The organism is Neobacillus sp. SM06 (assembly GCF_050496765.1).
In the GTDB taxonomy this organism is placed as follows: Bacteria; Bacillota; Bacilli; order Bacillales; family Cytobacillaceae; genus JAEVLT01.
Map to the genome: position 1 here is coordinate 80,306 of NZ_JBNWEO010000005.1, position 18,938 is coordinate 99,243.

The following is an 18,938-nucleotide window of genomic DNA, read 5'->3' on the forward strand; positions in this document are numbered from 1 at the left end:
TTCCATTTTCCCCTAAATTGAGGAGGTCCTTTTTCAGATGAATAAGAAAACCTTAAAAGATGTTGAAGTAAGTGGAAAACGTGTATTTTGCCGTGTTGATTTCAATGTACCGATGCAGGATGGGAAAATCACTGACGAAACAAGAATTCGCGCCGCTTTGCCAACGATTCAATACTTGACAGAGCAAGGAGCAAAAGTGATTTTGGCAAGCCACCTTGGCCGTCCAAAAGGAAAAGTGGTCGAAGAAATGCGCTTAACCCCTGTAGCTGCCCGCCTTGGAGAACTGCTTGGCAAAGAAGTAAAAAAAGCGGATGAAGCGTACGGCAACTCCGTCAAGGCACTGATTGACACAATGGCAAACGGGGATGTACTTCTTTTGGAAAACGTTCGCTTCTACCCTGGTGAAGAAAAGAATGATCCGGAATTGGCAAAAGCATTTGCAGAGCTTGCCGATGTCTATGTGAATGATGCCTTTGGTGCTGCCCACCGCGCTCACGCTTCAACAGAAGGAATTGCCCACCATCTGCCAGCTGTAGCAGGATTTTTAATGGAAAAAGAATTGGATGTATTGGGGAAAGCTCTCTCGAATCCTGATCGTCCGTTTACAGCCATCATTGGCGGTGCAAAGGTGAAAGACAAAATCGGCGTGATTGAGAACCTTCTTGATAAAGTGGATAATTTAATTATTGGCGGCGGATTGGCCTATACATTCGTTAAAGCACAAGGCCATGAAGTAGGCAAGTCGCTTCTTGAAGCGGATAAAATCGATCTGGCCCATTCATTTATGGAAAAGGCAAAGGCAAAAGGCGTGAATTTTTACATGCCTGTCGATGTCATCGTTGCTGATGATTTTTCAGAAGATGCGAATAAAAAAGTTGTATCCATCGAAGAAATTCCTGCCGATTGGGAAGCTCTTGATATTGGACCAAAAACGCAAGAAATTTACCGTGATGTCATCCAAAAATCGAAATTGGTGATTTGGAATGGACCAATGGGCGTATTTGAATTAGATGCTTTTGCAAAAGGGACGAAAGCTGTTGCTCAGGCACTGGCTGATGCTGAAGGTACCTATTCAGTCATTGGCGGCGGGGATTCAGCTGCAGCTGTTGAAAAATTCCACTTAGCAGATAAGATGAGTCATATTTCGACTGGCGGCGGTGCATCGCTTGAATTCATGGAAGGAAAAGAACTTCCAGGCGTTGTCGCTTTAAACGATAAATAATTTTTACAGAAAGGATGTGCCAGAATGAGAAAACCGATTATTGCAGGTAACTGGAAAATGAACAAAACACTTGCGGAAGCAAAAAGCTTCGCGGAAGAAGTCAAAAATTCTGTTCCAAGCAAGACGGAAGTGGAATCGGTCATTTGTGCTCCAGCATTGTTCTTGCCTGCTCTTGTAGAAACGGTAAAAGGAACAGATGTAGCAATTGGCGCGCAAAATATGCACTTTGAAGAAAGCGGAGCCTTTACAGGAGAGATCAGCCCTGTTGCTTTAGCAGATCTTGGCGTTCAGTATGTGATTATTGGCCATTCCGAACGCCGCGAAATGTTCAATGAGACCGATGAATCCGTAAATAAAAAAGCGAAAGCTGCTTTTAAGCATCATTTAACACCGATTATTTGCTGCGGTGAAACACTTGAACAGCGCGAAAATGGTGAAACAAATGAGTTCGTCGCCGGCCAAATCAAAAACGCATTAGCTGGTTTAACCGATGAACAAGTAAAACAAACGGTCATTGCATACGAACCGATCTGGGCAATTGGCACTGGGAAATCATCAACAGCTGCTGATGCAAATGAAGTCTGTGCCCATATTCGCCAAGTTGTTGCAGAAGTTTGTTCACCGGATGTGGCAGAGGCGGTTCGCATTCAATATGGCGGCAGTGTAAAGCCGGGAAATATTAAAGAATACATGGCACAGCCGGATATTGATGGTGCTCTTGTTGGCGGCGCAAGCCTTGAGGCACAATCATTTTTACAATTAGTGGAGGCAGGTCGTTATGAGTAAATCTCCAGTTGCCTTGATCATCCTAGATGGTTTTGGCTGCAGAAATGAAACAAAAGGCAATGCAGTAGCTCAAGCGAAAAAACCGAATTTTGACCGGTATTGGAACGAGTTCCCGCATGCGCAAATGTTTGCCAGCGGTGAGGCAGTTGGCCTGCCGGACGGGCAAATGGGCAACTCCGAGGTGGGCCACACCAATATCGGAGCTGGAAGAATTGTTTACCAAAACTTAACGCGTGTCAGCATTGCGATTCGTGAAGGGGAATTCCAAAAAAATGAAACGTTCCTTGGAGCGATTGATCATGTGAAAACGCATGATACAGCACTGCATCTTTTTGGATTGCTGTCAGATGGCGGGGTACATAGCCATATTAGCCATATGTTTGCCTTGCTGAAGCTTGCAGCCGATCATGGTTTGAAGAAAGTGTATGTCCATGCTTTTCTTGACGGCCGCGATGTAGGTCCGCAAACGGCTGAAACATATATTCAGCAAACGCTGGACAAAATGAAAGAGTACGGTGTTGGCGAGTTTGCAACGATTTCTGGCCGCTATTATTCCATGGATCGCGACAAGCGCTGGGAGCGCGTTGAGAAGTCTTATCGCGCAATGGTATACGGCGAAGGCCCTGCTTACACCAATCCACATGATTTGATAAAAGATTCATATGAACACGGAATTTTTGACGAATTCGTAATTCCGTCTGTTATCACAAGAGATGATGGACAACCTGTTGCAACGATTCAAGATAATGATTCCGTTATTTTTTACAATTTCCGCCCGGATAGAGCGATTCAAATTTCCAATACATTTACGAATGACGACTTCCGCTCGTTTGACCGCGGACCAAAACATCCGAAAGATCTTTACTTTGTCTGCTTAACGCATTTCAGCGAAACGGTGAAAGGCTATGTTGCCTTTAAACCAACCAACTTGGACAATACACTTGGAGAAGTTTTATCGCAAAATGGTTTAAAGCAGTTGCGCATTGCCGAAACGGAAAAATATCCGCATGTTACATTTTTTATGAGCGGCGGTCGCGAAGATAAGTTTCCTGGTGAAGAACGGATTTTAATCAATTCGCCAAAGGTTGCCACTTATGATTTGAAACCGGAAATGAGTGCGTATGAAGTAACCGATGCACTTTTAAAAGCAATCAGCGAAGATCAATTCGATGCGATCATTTTGAACTTTGCAAACCCGGATATGGTGGGGCACTCCGGTATGCTTGAGCCGACCATTAAAGCGATTGAAGCAGTGGATGAGTGCTTAGGAAAAGTCATTGATGCCATTCTTGGAAAAGACGGTGTAGCGATCATCACAGCCGATCACGGAAATGCGGATGAAGTGGTAACCCTTGAAGGGAATCCAATGACCGCACACACGACAAATCCAGTTCCTGTCATTGTAACGAAGAAGGGAATTGAATTGCGTAATGGCGGCATTTTAGCCGACCTAGCCCCTACGATGCTTGATCTATTAGGGATTCAGCAGCCGGTTGAAATGACTGGAAAAACCATTATCGAAAAATAATTTTTTGAAAATAAGGAGAGATACAAATGCCATTTATTGTTGATGTATATGCACGTGAAGTATTAGATTCCCGCGGTAATCCGACTGTTGAGGTTGAAGTAACGACTGAGTCCGGCGCTTTCGGACGCGCCCTTGTTCCAAGCGGCGCTTCTACTGGCGAATACGAAGCAGTTGAGCTTCGCGATGGCGACAAAGAACGCTATCTTGGCAAAGGTGTATTAAAAGCAGTAGAAAACGTAAACGACGTAATTGCTCCAGAACTGATCGGTGAGTACAGTGTCCTTGATCAAGTAGGCGTAGATAATGCGCTGATCGCACTTGATGGAACAGAAAACAAAGGAAAATTAGGTGCAAATGCGATCCTTGGTGTTTCCATGGCTGTTGCCCGCGCTGCCGCAGATTACCTTGACATTCCTTTATATCAATACCTTGGCGGTTTCAACGCGAAGCAGCTTCCAGTTCCAATGATGAACATTGTAAACGGCGGCGAACATGCTGACAACAACGTTGACATCCAAGAATTCATGGTTATGCCTGTTGGCGCTCCAAGTTTCAAAGAAGCATTGCGCATGGGAGCAGAAATTTTCCATAACTTAAAATCCGTTCTTAAAGCAAAAGGTTATAACACCGCTGTTGGCGACGAAGGCGGTTTTGCACCAAACCTAGGATCGAACGAAGAAGCTCTGCAAACCATTGTCGAAGCAATTGAAAAAGCCGGCTACAAGCCTGGTGAAGAAGTAATGTTGGCAATGGACGCTGCGTCTTCTGAGTTTTACAACAAAGAAGACGGTAAATACCATCTTGCTGGTGAGGGTGTTGTCAAAACGTCTGCTGAAATGGTGGACTGGTACGAGCAGCTTGTTGCAAAATACCCAATCATTTCAATCGAAGACGGCTTAGACGAAAACGACTGGGAAGGCCACAAGCTTTTAACCGAGCGCCTTGGCAAAAAAGTTCAATTAGTTGGCGACGACTTATTCGTAACAAACACGAAGAAGCTTGCTGAAGGGATTGAAAAAGGCATAGCAAACTCAATCCTAATCAAAGTAAACCAAATCGGTACCCTTACTGAAACGTTTGATGCCATTGAAATGGCGAAGCGCGCAGGTTACACAGCGGTTATTTCTCACCGTTCCGGTGAAACAGAAGACAGCACAATCGCTGATATCGCCGTGGCGACAAACGCTGGCCAAATCAAAACAGGCTCCGCTTCCCGTACTGACCGGATCGCGAAATACAACCAATTGCTTCGCATCGAAGATAATCTTGGCGAAACAGCTATTTTTAACGGAATTAAATCTTTCTACAACTTAAGCAAGTAATTTTTGCGAAAAGGCTGCGGGGATTGAATGCGGCCCGTTTCCGAAATCAGGCGCTCATAGACGTATGAGCGCCTTGTTTTTTTGCTCGTAAGCGATTTTGAACCGATTCGACGTGGTTATAGAAGAATTCGACGCGAATGGAGGCGGATTCGACGTGATTTCAGAGGGATTCGACGCAAATGGGGGCAGATTCGACGTGATTTCAGGTGGATTCGACGCAAATGGAGGCGGATTCGACGTGATTTCAGAGGGATTCGACGCAAATGGAGGCGGATTCGACGTGATTTCAGAGGGATTCGACGCAAAAGGAGGTAGATTCGACGTAATTTCAGAGGATTCGACGCAAATGGAGACGGAATCGACGTGGTTATAGAGGAATTCGACGCAATCGGAGGCGGATTCGACATGATTTAGGAGGAATTCGACGCAAATGGAGGCGGATTCGACGCGATTGTCGAAAAATCTGTTGATTTGAATATTGATTCTCGATCGATCAGGTTGTAGAAATGTCTGCCCCGCACCAAAAGAGGCGTTGTTGGATAATACTTACTTCCAGAGCATGAAAAAACAGCGGAATGATACGAAACCGATTCCTTCTATTGTGAAAAAGCACGGATTATGGTACATTTAAAATAATGCGAAATGTACGTTGTAACAGGAGGTGTCCTACATGCATGCATTATTTGTTACATTATTAGTCATCGTAAGTGTTGCCCTTATTGTGATTGTACTTCTTCAGTCTGGTAAAAGCGCTGGATTATCCGGAGCGATTTCTGGGGGCGCGGAGCAGTTGTTTGGAAAACAAAAGGCACGGGGAATCGATTTGATTCTGCACCGAATTACCGTTGTTTTATCCGTGCTGTTCTTCTTGCTGGCGCTAGCTGTTACTTATTTTAAAATTTAATAGTGACTGTAAAACCTGGCTATCCATAAGAGCCGGGTTTTTTGTATGGACAAAACACATTCAGGCGCCACTCCAAGCCGTATTTCTGGATTGTTCCCCGCCCGTTTGCTAAAACTAAAGTAGGACAGAAAGGGGAATTTTTGCAATGAAAGTCACAACACCACAGCCATTTACATTTGAGGCAGGAAAACGGGCCGTCTTGTTATTGCATGGATTTACTGGAAACTCTGCGGACGTCAGGATGCTGGGCCGTTTTTTAGAAAAAAAGGGCTACACAAGCCATGCGCCTCATTACAAAGGACACGGAGTTCCGCCGGAAGAACTTGTTCATACCGGACCGGAAGATTGGTGGCAGGACGTCATAAACGGCTATCATTTTTTAAAAAATAAAGGGTATGATGAAATAGCAGTCGCCGGCCTCTCATTAGGCGGCGTATTTTCCTTGAAATTAGGTTACACTGTACCTATAAAGGGAATTATCCCCATGTGTGCACCGATGTATATCAAAAGTGAAGACGTGATGTATCAAGGAGTTTTGGAATATGCCCGCGAATTTAAAAAACGGGAAGGGAAAACACCGGATGAAATCGAAAACGAAATGGATGCTTTTCAACCGATGAATACATTAAAAGCATTGCAGAAATTGATTGCGGACGTCCGTGAACATGTGGACCATGTTTATGCACCGATCTTTGTCGTCCAGGCCCGCCATGATCAAATGATCAATCCGGACAGTGCCACTATTATTTACAATGAAGTTGAATCAGATTTGAAAGAAATCAAATGGTACGAAGAATCTGGACATGTCATTACACTGGATAAGGAGCGAGACCAGCTTCACGAGGATGTCTATGCATTTTTGGAAAGACTCGACTGGACCGTATAACCGATAATTCGCCGATTGGCAAGCCCTTTGGACGGTTCATGAGACGTAGTTGAATGGATCACGCTCGTTGACGCCGCATCCTGTGGCACTCTTCTTACTAGGACGTCCTCGAAAAGGTGTCGCTTTTCCTTCGTGCGATGATGAAGCTTCCGAAGAATTCCTTATCCTGTTCATTGGGCGTTCAGAATTTGTCCATATTCATGTTTGATTCGCTAAAAAAGCATCCTGAGGAGGGATACGCTTGGAGGAAGCAATAAAAGGCCATGTAGAGAAACTTTTGCACTATATGAAAGATGAGGCATACAAGCCATTAACCGTTCAAGAGTTAGAGCAGGCGTTTGAAATCGAGGACTCGAGTGATTTCAAAGATTTTGTCAAAGCACTTGTATATATGGAAGAAAAAGGGCTCGTTGTCCGGACGCGCAGCAACCGTTATGGCCTGCCGCAAAAAATGAATTTAATCCGCGGCAACCTGACTGGGCACGCTAAGGGGTTTGCCTTTGTCGTTCCGGACGAGCCGGGGATGGATGATATTTTTATCCCGCCAACCGAAACGAACAATGCTATGCATGGCGATACAGTATTGGTTCGCGTTTCAGGAGAGAGCTCCGGCCAGCGCCGCGAAGGAAGCATTATTCGCATCCTGGAACGGGGGATTCAACAGATTGTTGGAACATATGTGGAGAGCAAGCATTTCGGCTTTGTGATTCCCGATGATAAAAAATTTGCAAGCGACATTTTTATACCAAAATCCGCTGCAATGGGAGCTGTTGAGGGTCATAAAGTTGTCGTCAAGCTGACCACCTACCCAGAAGGAAGAAAAAGTGCTGAAGGAGAAATTATTGAGATCCTTGGTCATAAAAATGACCCGGGCGTCGATATTCTTTCTGTGATCCATAAACATGGGCTGCCGCTTGCATTTCCAGAAGAAGTGCTCCAGCAGGCAAATGAAACGCCTGATACGATAGATGAAAGCGAAATGGCCAATCGACGCGATCTACGCAATGAAGTCATTGTCACAATTGACGGTGCAGACGCGAAAGACTTGGATGACGCCGTAACGGTCACAAAGCTTGAAAATGGCAATTATACGCTTGGCGTACATATCGCGGATGTCAGTTATTATGTAAAAGAAGGAACGCCAATCGACCGGGAAGCGGAAGAAAGAGCGACGAGTGTTTACTTGGTTGACAGAGTCATCCCAATGATTCCGCACCGTTTATCCAATGGGATTTGTTCGTTGAATCCAAAGGTCGACCGCTTGACCCTGTCCTGCACAATGGAAATTACGCCAGATGGTACCGTTGTCGATCATGAAATTTTTCAAAGTGTCATAAAAACAACGGAGCGGATGACGTATGCGGATGTGAATAAAATTTTGGTCGATCAAGAGGAAGAAACTCGCAAACGGTATGAATCGCTTGTACCGATGTTTGAATTGATGGAAGAGTTGGCAGCGATTTTACGGGCAAAGCGGATGAAACGCGGGGCAATCGACTTTGATTTTAAAGAATCAAAGGTTTTAGTCGATGAAGAGGGGAAGCCGACAGATGTTGTCTTGCGCGAACGGTCGGTAGCGGAGCGGCTGATTGAGGAATTCATGTTGGCGGCAAACGAAACGGTTGCCGAGCATTTTCACTGGATGGATGTGCCGTTTATTTACCGGATTCACGAAGATCCGAAAGAGGACAAATTAAGGAGATTCTTCGAGTTTATCACCAATTTCGGCTATATTGTCAAAGGTACAGCAAATGAGGTTCATCCAAGGGCACTTCAAGAAATCATCGAGGAAGTTCAGGGGAAGCCGGAAGAAATGGTTGTTTCAACGGTGATGCTTCGTTCGATGCAGCAGGCCAAATATGATCCTGAAAGCTTGGGGCATTTTGGTTTGTCGACGGAATTCTACACGCATTTTACATCGCCGATCCGCCGCTATCCGGACACGATTGTGCACCGCTTGATTCGGACGTATTTAATCGAAGGCAAGCTTGATGAGGCAACACGAGAAAAATGGAATGCACGTCTGCCGGAGATTGCCGAGCACTCGTCTAAAATGGAACGCCGTGCCGTGGATGCCGAGCGGGAAACGGACGAGCTGAAAAAAGCGGAATACATGGAAGATAAAATTGGTGAAGAATATGACGGGATTATCAGCTCGGTCACCAACTTTGGCATGTTTGTTGAACTGCCGAATACGATTGAAGGTCTTGTTCACGTCAGTTATATGACCGATGATTACTACCGTTTCGATGAGCGCCTCTATGCGATGATCGGCGAGCGGACAGGCAACGTCTTCCGCATTGGCGACGAAATTACGGTTCGAGTTGTCAAAGTAAATAAAGATGAGCGCTCGATTGATTTTGAAATTGTTGGCATGAAAGGCACCCGCAGAAGAGAGCGTACGGAAGCGCCAAAAGTGTTTAAAACAGGAAGCAATGTGAAAAAACCGCGACGCGGCAAGCAGGAGGAAAGCCGCAAGCGGAATGGCGATTCCTCTTCGATAGAAAAACCAAAGAAAAAGAAGCGGAAGTTTTACGAAAATGTGCCGAAAGCAAAAAGCACGAAGCGGAAAAAACGGCGATAAGCGCAAAATGAAAGGAACACCAAATTCCGTAAATTGATGCACGGGGAGCCTTTTTAAGCAAGGCTCTCTTTCGGCTGAAACGCAAATCTGCTACAATGGAACGAGAGGTGAGAAACATCATGCCAAAAGGTGAGGGGAAAACTGTTGCTCAAAACAAAAAGGCGTACCACGATTATTTTATCGAAGAAACGTATGAAGCCGGAATTGTTTTGCAAGGAACGGAAATCAAATCGATCCGAGCGGGTCGGGTTAATTTAAAGGATTCGTATGCGAGAATCCAAAATGGTGAAGCGTTTGTGTACAGCATGCATGTAAGCCCGTATGAGCAGGGAAACCGTTATAACCATGATCCGTTACGGCCAAGGAAGCTGCTGCTGCACAAAAAGGAAATTTCCAAACTATTTGGCGAAGCGAAAGAAACCGGCTATGCCCTTGTTCCGTTAAAAGTTTATTTAAAAAATGGCTATGCTAAGGTTTTGCTTGGCTTGGCAAGGGGTAAAAAGAACTACGACAAGCGCGAAGATTTGAAGAAAAAAGAAGCGAAACGTGAAATCGAGCGGGCATTTCGCGAACGGCAGAAGATGTAACCACAGTGCTCACAGGAAAGAGGATAACATCGTGGTTTACAAAAACTTACAATTGAATTTTTTTGTGACTGTGCTATAATAATAACTGTCGCAAGGGTTGCGGCAAATGCCTTATAGCTCAAGTATTCTTGAGTTTCCGAACGTCAAGCATGCTGAAGAAGCGGCTTGCCATTTTAAAATGGGGACGCTACGGATTCGACAGGGGTAGTTCGAGCTTAGGTTGCGAGTCGAGGGGATCGGCCTCGTTAAAACGTCAAAGCCATAACTGGCAAACAACAAAACTCTTTCGCTTTAGCTGCCTAATAGCACTTTAGCGGTTCGCCCCTCCATCGCCCATGTGGTAGGGTAGCGGACTCAACGATAGTGGGCTACGCCGGATTCCACCGCCTGAGGATGAAGGAAGAGAACAACCAGGCTAGCTGACCGGACGCCTGTCGACAGGCATATGGCTCAGCGAAGCGCGAATATGTCGACTACACTCGTAGAAGCTTAAGTGCCGATATCTTTGGACGTGGGTTCGATTCCCACCGTCTCCACCAAATACATATTTGGTGGTTTTTATTTACAGTCATTGTCATATTCTAAATAGGTATGTGGATTGAAATAAGATATAGTCAGTGCCATGACGAAAGCATGGAAGAGCACGTCCCACCGTCTCCACCATACATAGGTGGAAAAAGACTAGCAACTTGGTTGTTAGTCTTTTTATATTTTAAAAAATTCATTTTCGAAAAAGAGCTTTCTCATCGACCTTTGGGCGGGTTTTTTGCGGTTGATGGGCTTTAAAGGGGCTTCTTATCGACCTTGGGGCGGGTTTTTTGCGGTTAATGGGCTTTAAAGGGGCTTCTTATCGACCTTGGGACGGGTTTTTTGCGGTTGACGGGCCTTGAAGGGGCTTCTTATCGACCTTGGGACGGGTTTTTTGCGGTTGACGGGCTTTATAGGGGCTTCTTATCGACCTTGGGACGGGTTTTCCACGGTTGACGGGCTTTAAAGGGGCTTCTTATCGACCTTGGGACGGGTTTTTTGCGGTTGATGGGCTTTAAAGGGGCTTCTTATCGACCTTGGGACGGGTTTTTTGCGGTTGATGGGCTTTATAGGGGCTTCTTATCGACCTTGGGACGGGTTTTTTGCGGTTGACGGGCTTTATAGGGGCTTCTTATCGACCTTGGGACGGGTTTTTTGCGGTTGATGGGCTTTAAAGGGGCTTCTTATCGACCTTGGGGCGGGTTTTTTGCGGTTAATGGGCTTTAAAGGGACTCCTTATCGACCATGGGACGGGTTTTTTGCGGTTGACGGGCCTTGAAGAGGCTCCTTATCGACCATGGGACGGGTTTTTTGCGGTTGATGGGCTTTAAAGGGGCTTCTTATCGACCTTGGGGCGGGTTTTTTGCGGTTAATGGGCTTTAAAGGGGCTTCTTATCGACCTTGGGACGGGTTTTTTGCGGTTGACGGGCCTTGAAGGGGCTTCTTATCGACCTTGGGACGGGTTTTTTGCGGTTGACGGGCCTTGAAGCCCCTCCTCATCGACCTTTGGATTGCATCTGCGTTTCTTTTGCTCTACCGTAAGAAAGGGTAAAATAGTACTTTTACACATGTTGACCGCAAAGTAAGAAAAAAAGGACGCTCCTCGCGTCCTTCTTTTAAAATCTTGTTAATGCTTCATATTCATGCCCATATTCGTGTTCGAAGTTTGCGGCATGCCTTGGGCAGGTGCGTATGAGTTGACCATTTGGATCATGTCTTGCTGGGCAAGTTGCGGTACTTGGTAATAATGGTGTTTGTTTTGATAAATCGAAAGCTCATAGGCCATTTCAATACAATTTGGAACCGAATCGGCCAAAACGCGGCGCACAACCGGATTGGTCGTTTCCAGGGCAGCCATTGTTTTATGCGAAGCACTTGATTTGCACGCGGCAAGCATGGCGCCGGAAATGAATTCATCGGAGATTTCCGCCATCGATTGCATCGGTTTTTTCGGCTGTGAAGGCGTTAAACCATACACAAAGTCATTTCCCTGGTTCATTTTATAGCTTTGGGTTGGCTTGGAAGGATCCTTTCCGGTTTGGAAACACTCAACTGTACTCGTGTATTCGTCCTGAATGAATTGATATTGGCGATCAAGAATGTCTCGTAATTCCGGATCCTTAATGTGTTGCCGCAGCATCATATATTGATTAAGGGTTCCGATTGATCCTGACAGTACTTCGTGAACATCAAATACCTCATGTCCCCCATGGTTCAACTGCTGCGGTACAGCCCCTGTATGCATATTTTGATGCATTGGCTCTTGTTGGTTTTGCATTTCATCGTCCTCCTTCAAGTAACTTTGGCACAGCCAACATTATTATTCATCAAGAAAAAGGAGCTATTCATTTATTTCATTTTTAAAATTTTTTTCGGCGATAAAAAAAGCAGGGAGCTCCCTGCTTTACGAAAACAAACGTTTAATGCTGTCGATTAATTGTTTAAAGAAATCGGATACCGCTTGTAAAAAGCCTTTATCTCCTACTGCTTGAGAAATACGATTTTCAATGTTTTTGGATAGATCGGCAAGCTGGGACTGGACATTGGAAAAATTGATGTTCAATTGGCGCATTTTATCAAACAAATCAATCAATAGCTGCCGGTCTTGCGGACTTAATTGAATCGAAAGCGTCTTTAATTGAGTATCAACAATTTGGGCAATCTCGTCTTTTGTAGCCGGATTTTTTGCGGCAATTTCCTTTTTGATCTCGGTTAACAATTCACTGACTTTGTCTTGATTCAAACCTTCCTTTTTTGCCAAATTCGTGGCCAAGTTCAATTCTTCATTGGCCACTTCCGTTCGATCTTTGTTTAAATCTGCCCCTTTTCCACTATCATACGCTTTGTAGATGCCGACAAGCGCCGAATGGCCGCTTACTTTTACAGGGGAAGCTACCTCAACGATGGCATCCTTTATTCCAGCGGTGATGAGGGCGTTCGCGTACATTTGATTAGTTACTTCCGTGATATTCTCCGGGGTCGCCTGCTTAATCATTACCCCGGTTCCCGGGTCTTGGCGGGTGATTTTGGCAGAAGAATACATATTGGAACGCGGATCGCCTTTTATATAGGTGACCGCATCTTGTCCAGTAACGGTGATTTCCGTCACTTTGCTTGTATCCGTCACACCGAGCAACTTTCGCACTTCCTCCTTTTGCGCAGGAGAAAGCGCTGCCCCATAAACGACAATCGGAAGTCCATATTTTTCATTGATGCTTTGATCGTTACTGTTATTGCTTGCAGCAAAAGCAAGGCGGCTGCTGCTTAGGGCGAAAATCAATAAAGTTGACATAACCAACCATTTACAAAACTGCTTCAACATCATGAAAAATTCTCCCCTTTTCATTTGAACATATCGTATCGTTTTGTATGCGTTAAGTGACTAAAACATGAGTATTATACTCATAAATACTGGTGAAATTCAAATATCAGATGTCATCCCTTATCAAGTAAAGGAGAATAACCCCTGCTTCAGTCAGCAGGGGGTTATTCTGATTTAAATAGGATTACCGATCAGCAGTTAAGATCATAAATAGGCCATTGCTTAACTTAATGACATCTCCTCGCACAGCCAGGGCAACTTCTCTCATTAAAGCCTGCTGTTCTGTTTCATCTTTTGCGCGAAGCAAAATGGCATTACCGGCGTTTACTTGGTCATTTGTATGTTCATTTGTTGCAATGATGGCGTAAATATTAATGTCTCCCATTTGTTTTCTCCCGATTTTTTATGAATTGATGATTCTTTTGAACGGTTTCAAGAATTGGCGTACGGAGAATTGATAACATCATGCTGTCTATATCACGAATAATCGGTACAACTACAAAAGCAATTCTTCCATCTTCATAATCCTTACGGGTGAAATGATATCTTTTTAACCCCAAAGTGCGGGTAATTTCAAATAATATCGCTTGTCTTTGTCCATAATTATCAAGCGTTATCCGGTAGTGATTTTCCTTTGGTGTTAAAATAACGGCTAGTCCTTCTTGTAAAATCATATCTTGTCCTCGGCTAATTCCTATTCTGTTCGATACAAAGATATCATCCGCATATAGCTCGTTATTTTTGATGTGTATTTTTGCAGGATGTACATCAGCAATAGCAGAAATGGTTTTACCTTTAGAGAACCGAACCAAAGCGAAAAAGATTGATCCACCTCCAAGTAAGCCTAAACCAATCCGAATGTAAACAGGAAAGTACTCGAGCGCTTCCATAATAATGCTGATTGTCAGCGCAACAAATAATGCGATATAATTTCTTGCCTCAAAAGTTTTAGCAATCCCATCAATATAGGCACTTCCACGTTTTGTATACTCGGTTTCATCTAACGATTTTAAACTATCTTGTTCTAATCTTCGTACCCCTTGAAACTGAGTAATAGCAAGTGCCAGGAATGTCGCTGCCGTCAAATTATTTGTGACAATTGCGGGGACAAAAACGGCCCCCAAAGTAGCTGCAACAACTCCCAAAGCCAATTGGCTAAGATATCCATTTGGATAGGTTGGATATTGCCGGTAATCTTCTTTTAAAATGACTAAACGAGCGGATATTCCACCAATGACGGCAAAAATAATTAACAGTAGATGCGGTGTCGACAAAAGTTGTCCTCTCATACATAACCTACCTTGTATACAAATTAAAAGAAGTAAGAATAAAGCGCTTATACAAAAATTATTCTTATGCTTTAAATGTGTGAAATTTAGCAAAAACCATCGAAAATGGCTAAAGCTTTAAAAAAGAAAACCTACAATGACAAATAGAATAGCTGAAATACCTACAGCTGTTATGGAAGAAGTAAATTTAGCTTTTGCGTAGTCTACGACAGGTAAATCAAAAACAGATGCAGTTGTCACCGTTGTCTCGCCTAACGGTGAAGTGAAATCTCCAAAAGAACCAGCGGCAAACACTGCGGCTACTGCAATGGGTAAGGAGGCTCCTGTGGCATCTGCTAAAGATATTGCAAGCGGCATCAATAGTCCCCATGTACCCCATGAAGATCCGATAAAGTAGGCTATGAGGGATCCAAATAAAAAAATCGATACAGGTACAAATGATTTTGGAAGAAAAGTCCCAGCTGTTCCTGTTATAAATTTTGAAAAACCAAGGTCTTCTGCCATATTTGCCAGTGCCCAAACGAGGACGAGCAGAATAATGGCCATAATTAATTGATTGCCGCCATCAACAAAGTGAAACATTAGTTCCGAAAGTTTTTCTTTTCGTAAAAGAAATAAAACTAATGCAAAAATGATTGTCAAAAAAAGGGCAATTAACATTGCTTGAGTTGCATCAGCTTGTTGAAACGCATCAATAAACGATTTGGCACCTTTATCAAGGCCATCTTTCCATATTAAATAAAAAGTGCTAATTAACAACAGCAATAAAGGTAAAATTAGGTTTAAAGCTTTTGGATTTACATTCTCTAATTCCGCCTCAATGCTTTCTCTATGTACATCCTCTTCATCGTTCAATTCTGCATGCCCATTCGATAACTCCATTCCTTTGCCAATATATCTCCCTGTTATAACTGAAAATAAACCAATTGCAACAATCGATATTGCCCAAAAATTGAAAGGGATACTCGCTAAAAACAATTGATAAGGGGAGCGCTGGATATTAGCCTGATTCAAAGCACCTCCTACAACGGAGACCATATATCCGGCATAAGTGGTGGCTACAGGTATAAGGACAATAATTGGTACGGTTGAAACGTCAATTGTATAAGCAAGTTTTGACCTCACAACATTTACTGAAGATTTTACAGCTTTCATAACAGGTCCTGTCGTCATAATTCTGAATTCACAGTCCATAAAGGTAACAAGAATGGTAGCCCAAGTAACGATTAAAGCGCTTCGTTCCGACTTGATTCGCTTTTCTACCGTTTTTGCAAATCCTTTAATTCCCCCAGCAATTTGCATCATTCCTACAAGACCGCCAAAAACGAACAAAAACACAATGATCCGTAAATTGTCTTTATCGGAAATGGCCGTAATCACATATTGACTCATTTTTGATATGGAATTAAAAATCCCTGGTTTTAATGAATATGAGCCTATTAAAAGCCCTAATCCAAGACCCACAAGTACTTGCCGAGTAGCCATTGACACAAATACAGCAACAAGAAACGGGATGATGGAAAACCAATTCTCCATTCTATTACCACCTTTTTACCTTTATTTTGCTTCATATGAAAAATGTTATGTATTGGGGATTCACCCATTTTTCATTTTCATTCAAGTGTTGACTTGAATAATAATTTTCAAAAGGATATACTATACTCAAATTTACACTTGAATGAAAATGGAGTGAGAAAATGAACCGAAATGATACTTGTGAGATTTATTGTTACGATGAGGAAAAGGTAAAACGAATACAAGGCGATTTAAAAACTGTAGATATCTCGAATGTTGCCCAATTGTTTAAAGTGATTGCTGATGAAAATAGGGCAAAAATTACCTATGCATTGTGTAAAAATGAAGAGCTATGTGTTTGTGATCTGGCCAATATTTTAGGTGTTACCGTTGCAAATGCTTCCCACCACTTGCGATCTCTTTATAAGCAAGGGGTAGTAAAGTATAGAAAACAGGGAAAATTGGCGTTTTATTCGTTAGAGGATGAACAAATCAAGCAACTCATGACAATTGCATTAGCCCATAAAAAGGAAGTGAAAGTTAATGTCTGAACAAACTGCATTAATGGATGAACACGAAACAAAAACATATCGTGTCCAAGGATTCACTTGAGCTGGCTGCGCAAAAACGTTCGAAACGAACGTGAAACACCTGGATGGTGTTTTCGATGCAAAAGTTAATTTTGGTGCTTCTAAAATAACGGTTACTGGAAATACAACTATAGAAGCACTTGAAAAAGCAGGTGCTTTTGAAAACTTGAAAATACGAGAAGAAAATGAGCAAAAGGTCGAGCGAGAAGCATTCTGGAAACAAAAAGAAAATAGAAAAGTGTATCTTTCGGCTGTATTGCTTTTGTTTAGTTGGTTCATGGGCAAACAATATGGCGAGGAACATGTTCTTCCGACGATTGGTTATGCAGCATCCATTTTCATTGGCGGACATTCTCTCTTCATCAAAGGTCTCAAAAATGTAACTCGTTTAAATTTTGATATGAACACCCTTATGACAATTGCAATTTTAGGTGCTGCAATCATCGGCCAATGGGGCGAAGGGGCAACTGTAGTGATCTTATTTGCCATTAGTGAAGCGTTGGAACGCTATTCATTGGATAAAGCTCGTCAATCCATCGAAACATTGATCGATATTGCTCCAAAAGAAGCGCTAATTCGCCGCGGAAATGAAGAAAAAATGGTTCACGTTGAAGAAATCCAAGTTGGCGATATTATGCTTGTTAAACCAGGTCAAAAATTAGCGATGGACGGAATCATCATAAAAGGTACATCCACGTTAAATCAGGCTGCCATTACAGGAGAAAGTGTTCCAGTAACAAAGACGATAGAGGATGAAGTCTTTGCTGGCACGTTAAATGAAGAAGGATTATTAGAAGTAAAAGTAACAAAACGAGTAGAAGACACAACGATTTCAAAAATCATTCATTTAGTCGAAGAAGCCCAAGCAGAACGAGCACCCTCTCAGGCATTTGTTGATAAATTTGCGAAATATTATACGCCAGTGATTATCGTATTCGCTTTACTAATTGTTGTTGTTCCTCCACTGTTTTTTGGAGGGGACTGGAACAAATGGATTTATGAAGGGTTAGCTGTATTAGTGGTGGGTTGTCCATGTGCATTGGTGGTTTCCACTCCTGTTACAGTTGTAACGGCAATAGGAAATGCTGCTAGAAATGGGGTTCTAATTAAAGGTGGTATTTACTTGGAAGATGCAGGTGCCTTAAAGGTTATTGCTTTTGATAAAACAGGAACAGTAACAAAAGGGGTTCCGGCTGTAACCGACATCCTATCGTATGGTGGTCATGAAAATGAATTACTGGCCATTACAGCAGCCATTGAGAAAGGATCACAGCATCCCCTTGCCTCAGCGATTATGAAAAAAGCCGAAGAAAAGGGATTAAATTTTAATGATGTATCAGTAAAGGATTTTCAATCAATTACAGGTAAAGGTGTAAAAGCAACAATCAATAACCAATTGTATTATGTTGGAAGTCCAAATTTGTTTGAAGAACTACATGGAAAGATGACTAGTGATCGAAAACAAAAAATCACAGAGTTTCAGACACAAGGAAAAACGGTCATGGTGTTAGGAACAGAAAAGGAAATCCTTTCTTTTATAGCCGTAGCTGATGAAATTCGGGAATCATCAAAAGAGGTAATAAGCAAACTTCATCAACTCGGAATTGAAAAAACTGTGATGTTGACAGGTGATAATCAACGAACCGCAGAAGTGATTGGAAACGAAATTGGCGTTTCCGACATAAAAGCGGATTTGCTTCCTGAAGATAAGTTAACCCTTATTAAAGAGCTTCGTACCACCCATCATAGTGTGGCGATGGTTGGAGATGGAGTGAACGATGCACCGGCACTTGCAGCTTCTACTGTTGGTGTGGCAATGGGTGGTGCAGGAACAGATACAGCATTAGAGACAGCAGATATCGCTTTAATGTCCGATGATCTAAGTAAATTGCCGTATACAATTAAGTTGAGCCGTAGGGCTTTGGCGATCATAAAGCAAAACATTACTTTTTCACTTGCTATTAAATTAATAGCCTTATTGTTCGTCATACCTGGTTGGTTAACTTTGTGGATAGCAATATTTGCCGATATGGGAGCAACTTTGCTTGTAACTTTAAATAGCCTGCGGTTACTAAAAGTTAACGAATAAAAATAGGGTTTCATAAAGAGGCAACATCTTGTTTTGCATTGATTACTAAGCCTCTTTATGAACTACCTGTGCATAAATGTAATAAATCAAATTTAATAATCTTTTTGTTGATGTCTATTTATGTGAATTTTATGATACTTTATGGTGCTACAAGAAGTCAAGACAGTTTTTTTGAAAAATTAAGGTGTATACAAGATTAAATTACTTAGATATTTCTATAATACAAGGGTCTTGATCTCCTCTTCCTGTATGGAAATTGAGGGGAATAGCGCCAATTAGATATTGTC

Annotated in this window: 15 protein-coding genes and 1 other RNA gene; 11 read left to right on the forward strand and 5 right to left on the reverse strand. The window is 42.8% G+C overall.

The window, feature by feature from the left end; all coding sequences use genetic code 11:
* Nucleotides 1–37: 37 nt before the first annotated feature.
* The 9 genes from ACQYAD_RS00580 to ssrA all read left to right on the forward strand — a co-directional run bounded on the left by ACQYAD_RS00580 (nucleotide 38) and on the right by ssrA (nucleotide 10,358).
* Nucleotides 38–1,222 carry a phosphoglycerate kinase gene (locus tag ACQYAD_RS00580; protein ID WP_430234528.1) on the forward strand — a complete coding sequence of 395 codons (1,185 nt, stop codon included), beginning with the start codon at nucleotides 38–40 and terminating at the stop codon, nucleotides 1,220–1,222.
* Nucleotides 1,223–1,246: 24 nt separating this feature from the next.
* Complete coding sequence (gene tpiA, locus ACQYAD_RS00585; RefSeq protein ID WP_430234530.1) at nucleotides 1,247–2,008, forward strand: triose-phosphate isomerase; 762 nt, start codon at nucleotides 1,247–1,249, stop codon at nucleotides 2,006–2,008.
* On the forward strand, nucleotides 2,001–3,536 hold the full coding sequence (gene gpmI, locus ACQYAD_RS00590; protein WP_430234532.1) for a 2,3-bisphosphoglycerate-independent phosphoglycerate mutase: 1,536 nt from the start codon (nucleotides 2,001–2,003) through the stop codon (nucleotides 3,534–3,536). Before tpiA ends, gpmI begins: the two co-directional genes overlap by 8 nt.
* 26 nt (nucleotides 3,537–3,562) lie before the next feature.
* Nucleotides 3,563–4,858 carry a phosphopyruvate hydratase gene (gene eno, locus ACQYAD_RS00595; protein ID WP_430234534.1) on the forward strand — a complete coding sequence of 432 codons (1,296 nt, stop codon included), beginning with the start codon at nucleotides 3,563–3,565 and terminating at the stop codon, nucleotides 4,856–4,858.
* Between the two features lie 670 nt (nucleotides 4,859–5,528).
* Nucleotides 5,529–5,762 carry a preprotein translocase subunit SecG gene (gene secG, locus ACQYAD_RS00600; RefSeq protein WP_430234536.1) on the forward strand — a complete coding sequence of 78 codons (234 nt, stop codon included), beginning with the start codon at nucleotides 5,529–5,531 and terminating at the stop codon, nucleotides 5,760–5,762.
* A gap of 145 nt (nucleotides 5,763–5,907) precedes the next feature.
* Nucleotides 5,908–6,648 carry an alpha/beta hydrolase gene (locus ACQYAD_RS00605; protein WP_430234538.1) on the forward strand — a complete coding sequence of 247 codons (741 nt, stop codon included), beginning with the start codon at nucleotides 5,908–5,910 and terminating at the stop codon, nucleotides 6,646–6,648.
* A gap of 286 nt (nucleotides 6,649–6,934) precedes the next feature.
* Nucleotides 6,935–9,232 (forward strand): ribonuclease R, encoded by a 2,298-nt coding sequence (gene rnr / locus ACQYAD_RS00610; RefSeq protein WP_430234673.1) that lies wholly within the window; start codon nucleotides 6,935–6,937, stop codon nucleotides 9,230–9,232.
* A 119-nt stretch (nucleotides 9,233–9,351) separates the two neighbouring features.
* Entirely contained in the window at nucleotides 9,352–9,819 is a 468-nt protein-coding gene (smpB, locus tag ACQYAD_RS00615) for an SsrA-binding protein SmpB (protein WP_430234539.1), read from the forward strand.
* A gap of 180 nt (nucleotides 9,820–9,999) precedes the next feature.
* Nucleotides 10,000–10,358, forward strand: a transfer-messenger RNA (tmRNA) gene (gene ssrA, locus ACQYAD_RS00620).
* A 1,115-nt stretch (nucleotides 10,359–11,473) separates the two neighbouring features.
* Here the strand turns inward: ssrA and ACQYAD_RS00625 are convergent.
* The 5 genes from ACQYAD_RS00625 to ACQYAD_RS00645 all read right to left on the reverse strand — a co-directional run bounded on the left by ACQYAD_RS00625 (nucleotide 11,474) and on the right by ACQYAD_RS00645 (nucleotide 15,993).
* Complete coding sequence (locus tag ACQYAD_RS00625; RefSeq protein WP_430234541.1) at nucleotides 11,474–12,124, reverse strand: spore coat protein; 651 nt, start codon at nucleotides 12,122–12,124, stop codon at nucleotides 11,474–11,476.
* A gap of 126 nt (nucleotides 12,125–12,250) precedes the next feature.
* Nucleotides 12,251–13,171, reverse strand: a complete 921-nt coding sequence (locus tag ACQYAD_RS00630; RefSeq protein ID WP_430234543.1) for a DUF1002 domain-containing protein — start codon at nucleotides 13,169–13,171, stop codon at nucleotides 12,251–12,253.
* A gap of 181 nt (nucleotides 13,172–13,352) precedes the next feature.
* Nucleotides 13,353–13,553, reverse strand: coding sequence for a capping complex subunit for YIEGIA (locus tag ACQYAD_RS00635; protein ID WP_430234545.1), 201 nt, complete (start codon nucleotides 13,551–13,553; stop codon nucleotides 13,353–13,355).
* Nucleotides 13,540–14,457 carry a YIEGIA domain-containing protein gene (locus tag ACQYAD_RS00640; RefSeq protein ID WP_430234547.1) on the reverse strand — a complete coding sequence of 306 codons (918 nt, stop codon included), beginning with the start codon at nucleotides 14,455–14,457 and terminating at the stop codon, nucleotides 13,540–13,542. Before ACQYAD_RS00640 ends, ACQYAD_RS00635 begins: the two co-directional genes overlap by 14 nt.
* Nucleotides 14,458–14,574: 117 nt before the next feature.
* Nucleotides 14,575–15,993 (reverse strand): Na+/H+ antiporter NhaC family protein, encoded by a 1,419-nt coding sequence (locus ACQYAD_RS00645; protein WP_430234549.1) that lies wholly within the window; start codon nucleotides 15,991–15,993, stop codon nucleotides 14,575–14,577.
* A 161-nt stretch (nucleotides 15,994–16,154) separates the two neighbouring features.
* On the opposite strand from ACQYAD_RS00645, the gene ACQYAD_RS00650 reads away from it, so the two are divergent.
* Nucleotides 16,155–16,523 carry an ArsR/SmtB family transcription factor gene (locus tag ACQYAD_RS00650; protein ID WP_430234551.1) on the forward strand — a complete coding sequence of 123 codons (369 nt, stop codon included), beginning with the start codon at nucleotides 16,155–16,157 and terminating at the stop codon, nucleotides 16,521–16,523.
* On the forward strand, nucleotides 16,516–18,651 hold the full coding sequence (locus ACQYAD_RS00655; protein WP_430234553.1) for a heavy metal translocating P-type ATPase: 2,136 nt from the start codon (nucleotides 16,516–16,518) through the stop codon (nucleotides 18,649–18,651). The genes ACQYAD_RS00650 and ACQYAD_RS00655 overlap by 8 nt, the downstream gene beginning before the upstream one ends.
* The last annotated feature ends 287 nt before the right edge of the window (nucleotides 18,652–18,938 follow it).

What these genes read in the sequence shown, in the direction of transcription:
- smpB (WP_430234539.1), top strand. Translation starts at nt 9,352, where the DNA reads ATGCCAAAAGGTGAGGGGAAAACTGTTGCTCAAAACAAAAAGGCGTAC.
- rnr (WP_430234673.1), top strand. Translation starts at nt 6,935, where the DNA reads ATGAAAGATGAGGCATACAAGCCATTAACCGTTCAAGAGTTAGAGCAG.
- ACQYAD_RS00635 (WP_430234545.1), bottom strand. Translation starts at nt 13,553, where the DNA reads ATGGGAGACATTAATATTTACGCCATCATTGCAACAAATGAACATACA.
- ACQYAD_RS00650 (WP_430234551.1), top strand. Translation starts at nt 16,155, where the DNA reads ATGAACCGAAATGATACTTGTGAGATTTATTGTTACGATGAGGAAAAG.
- ACQYAD_RS00630 (WP_430234543.1), bottom strand. Translation starts at nt 13,171, where the DNA reads ATGATGTTGAAGCAGTTTTGTAAATGGTTGGTTATGTCAACTTTATTG.
- secG (WP_430234536.1), top strand. Translation starts at nt 5,529, where the DNA reads ATGCATGCATTATTTGTTACATTATTAGTCATCGTAAGTGTTGCCCTT.
- ACQYAD_RS00640 (WP_430234547.1), bottom strand. Translation starts at nt 14,457, where the DNA reads ATGAGAGGACAACTTTTGTCGACACCGCATCTACTGTTAATTATTTTT.
- ACQYAD_RS00605 (WP_430234538.1), top strand. Translation starts at nt 5,908, where the DNA reads ATGAAAGTCACAACACCACAGCCATTTACATTTGAGGCAGGAAAACGG.
- eno (WP_430234534.1), top strand. Translation starts at nt 3,563, where the DNA reads ATGCCATTTATTGTTGATGTATATGCACGTGAAGTATTAGATTCCCGC.
- ACQYAD_RS00645 (WP_430234549.1), bottom strand. Translation starts at nt 15,993, where the DNA reads ATGGAGAATTGGTTTTCCATCATCCCGTTTCTTGTTGCTGTATTTGTG.
- tpiA (WP_430234530.1), top strand. Translation starts at nt 1,247, where the DNA reads ATGAGAAAACCGATTATTGCAGGTAACTGGAAAATGAACAAAACACTT.
- ACQYAD_RS00580 (WP_430234528.1), top strand. Translation starts at nt 38, where the DNA reads ATGAATAAGAAAACCTTAAAAGATGTTGAAGTAAGTGGAAAACGTGTA.
- ACQYAD_RS00625 (WP_430234541.1), bottom strand. Translation starts at nt 12,124, where the DNA reads ATGCAAAACCAACAAGAGCCAATGCATCAAAATATGCATACAGGGGCT.
- gpmI (WP_430234532.1), top strand. Translation starts at nt 2,001, where the DNA reads ATGAGTAAATCTCCAGTTGCCTTGATCATCCTAGATGGTTTTGGCTGC.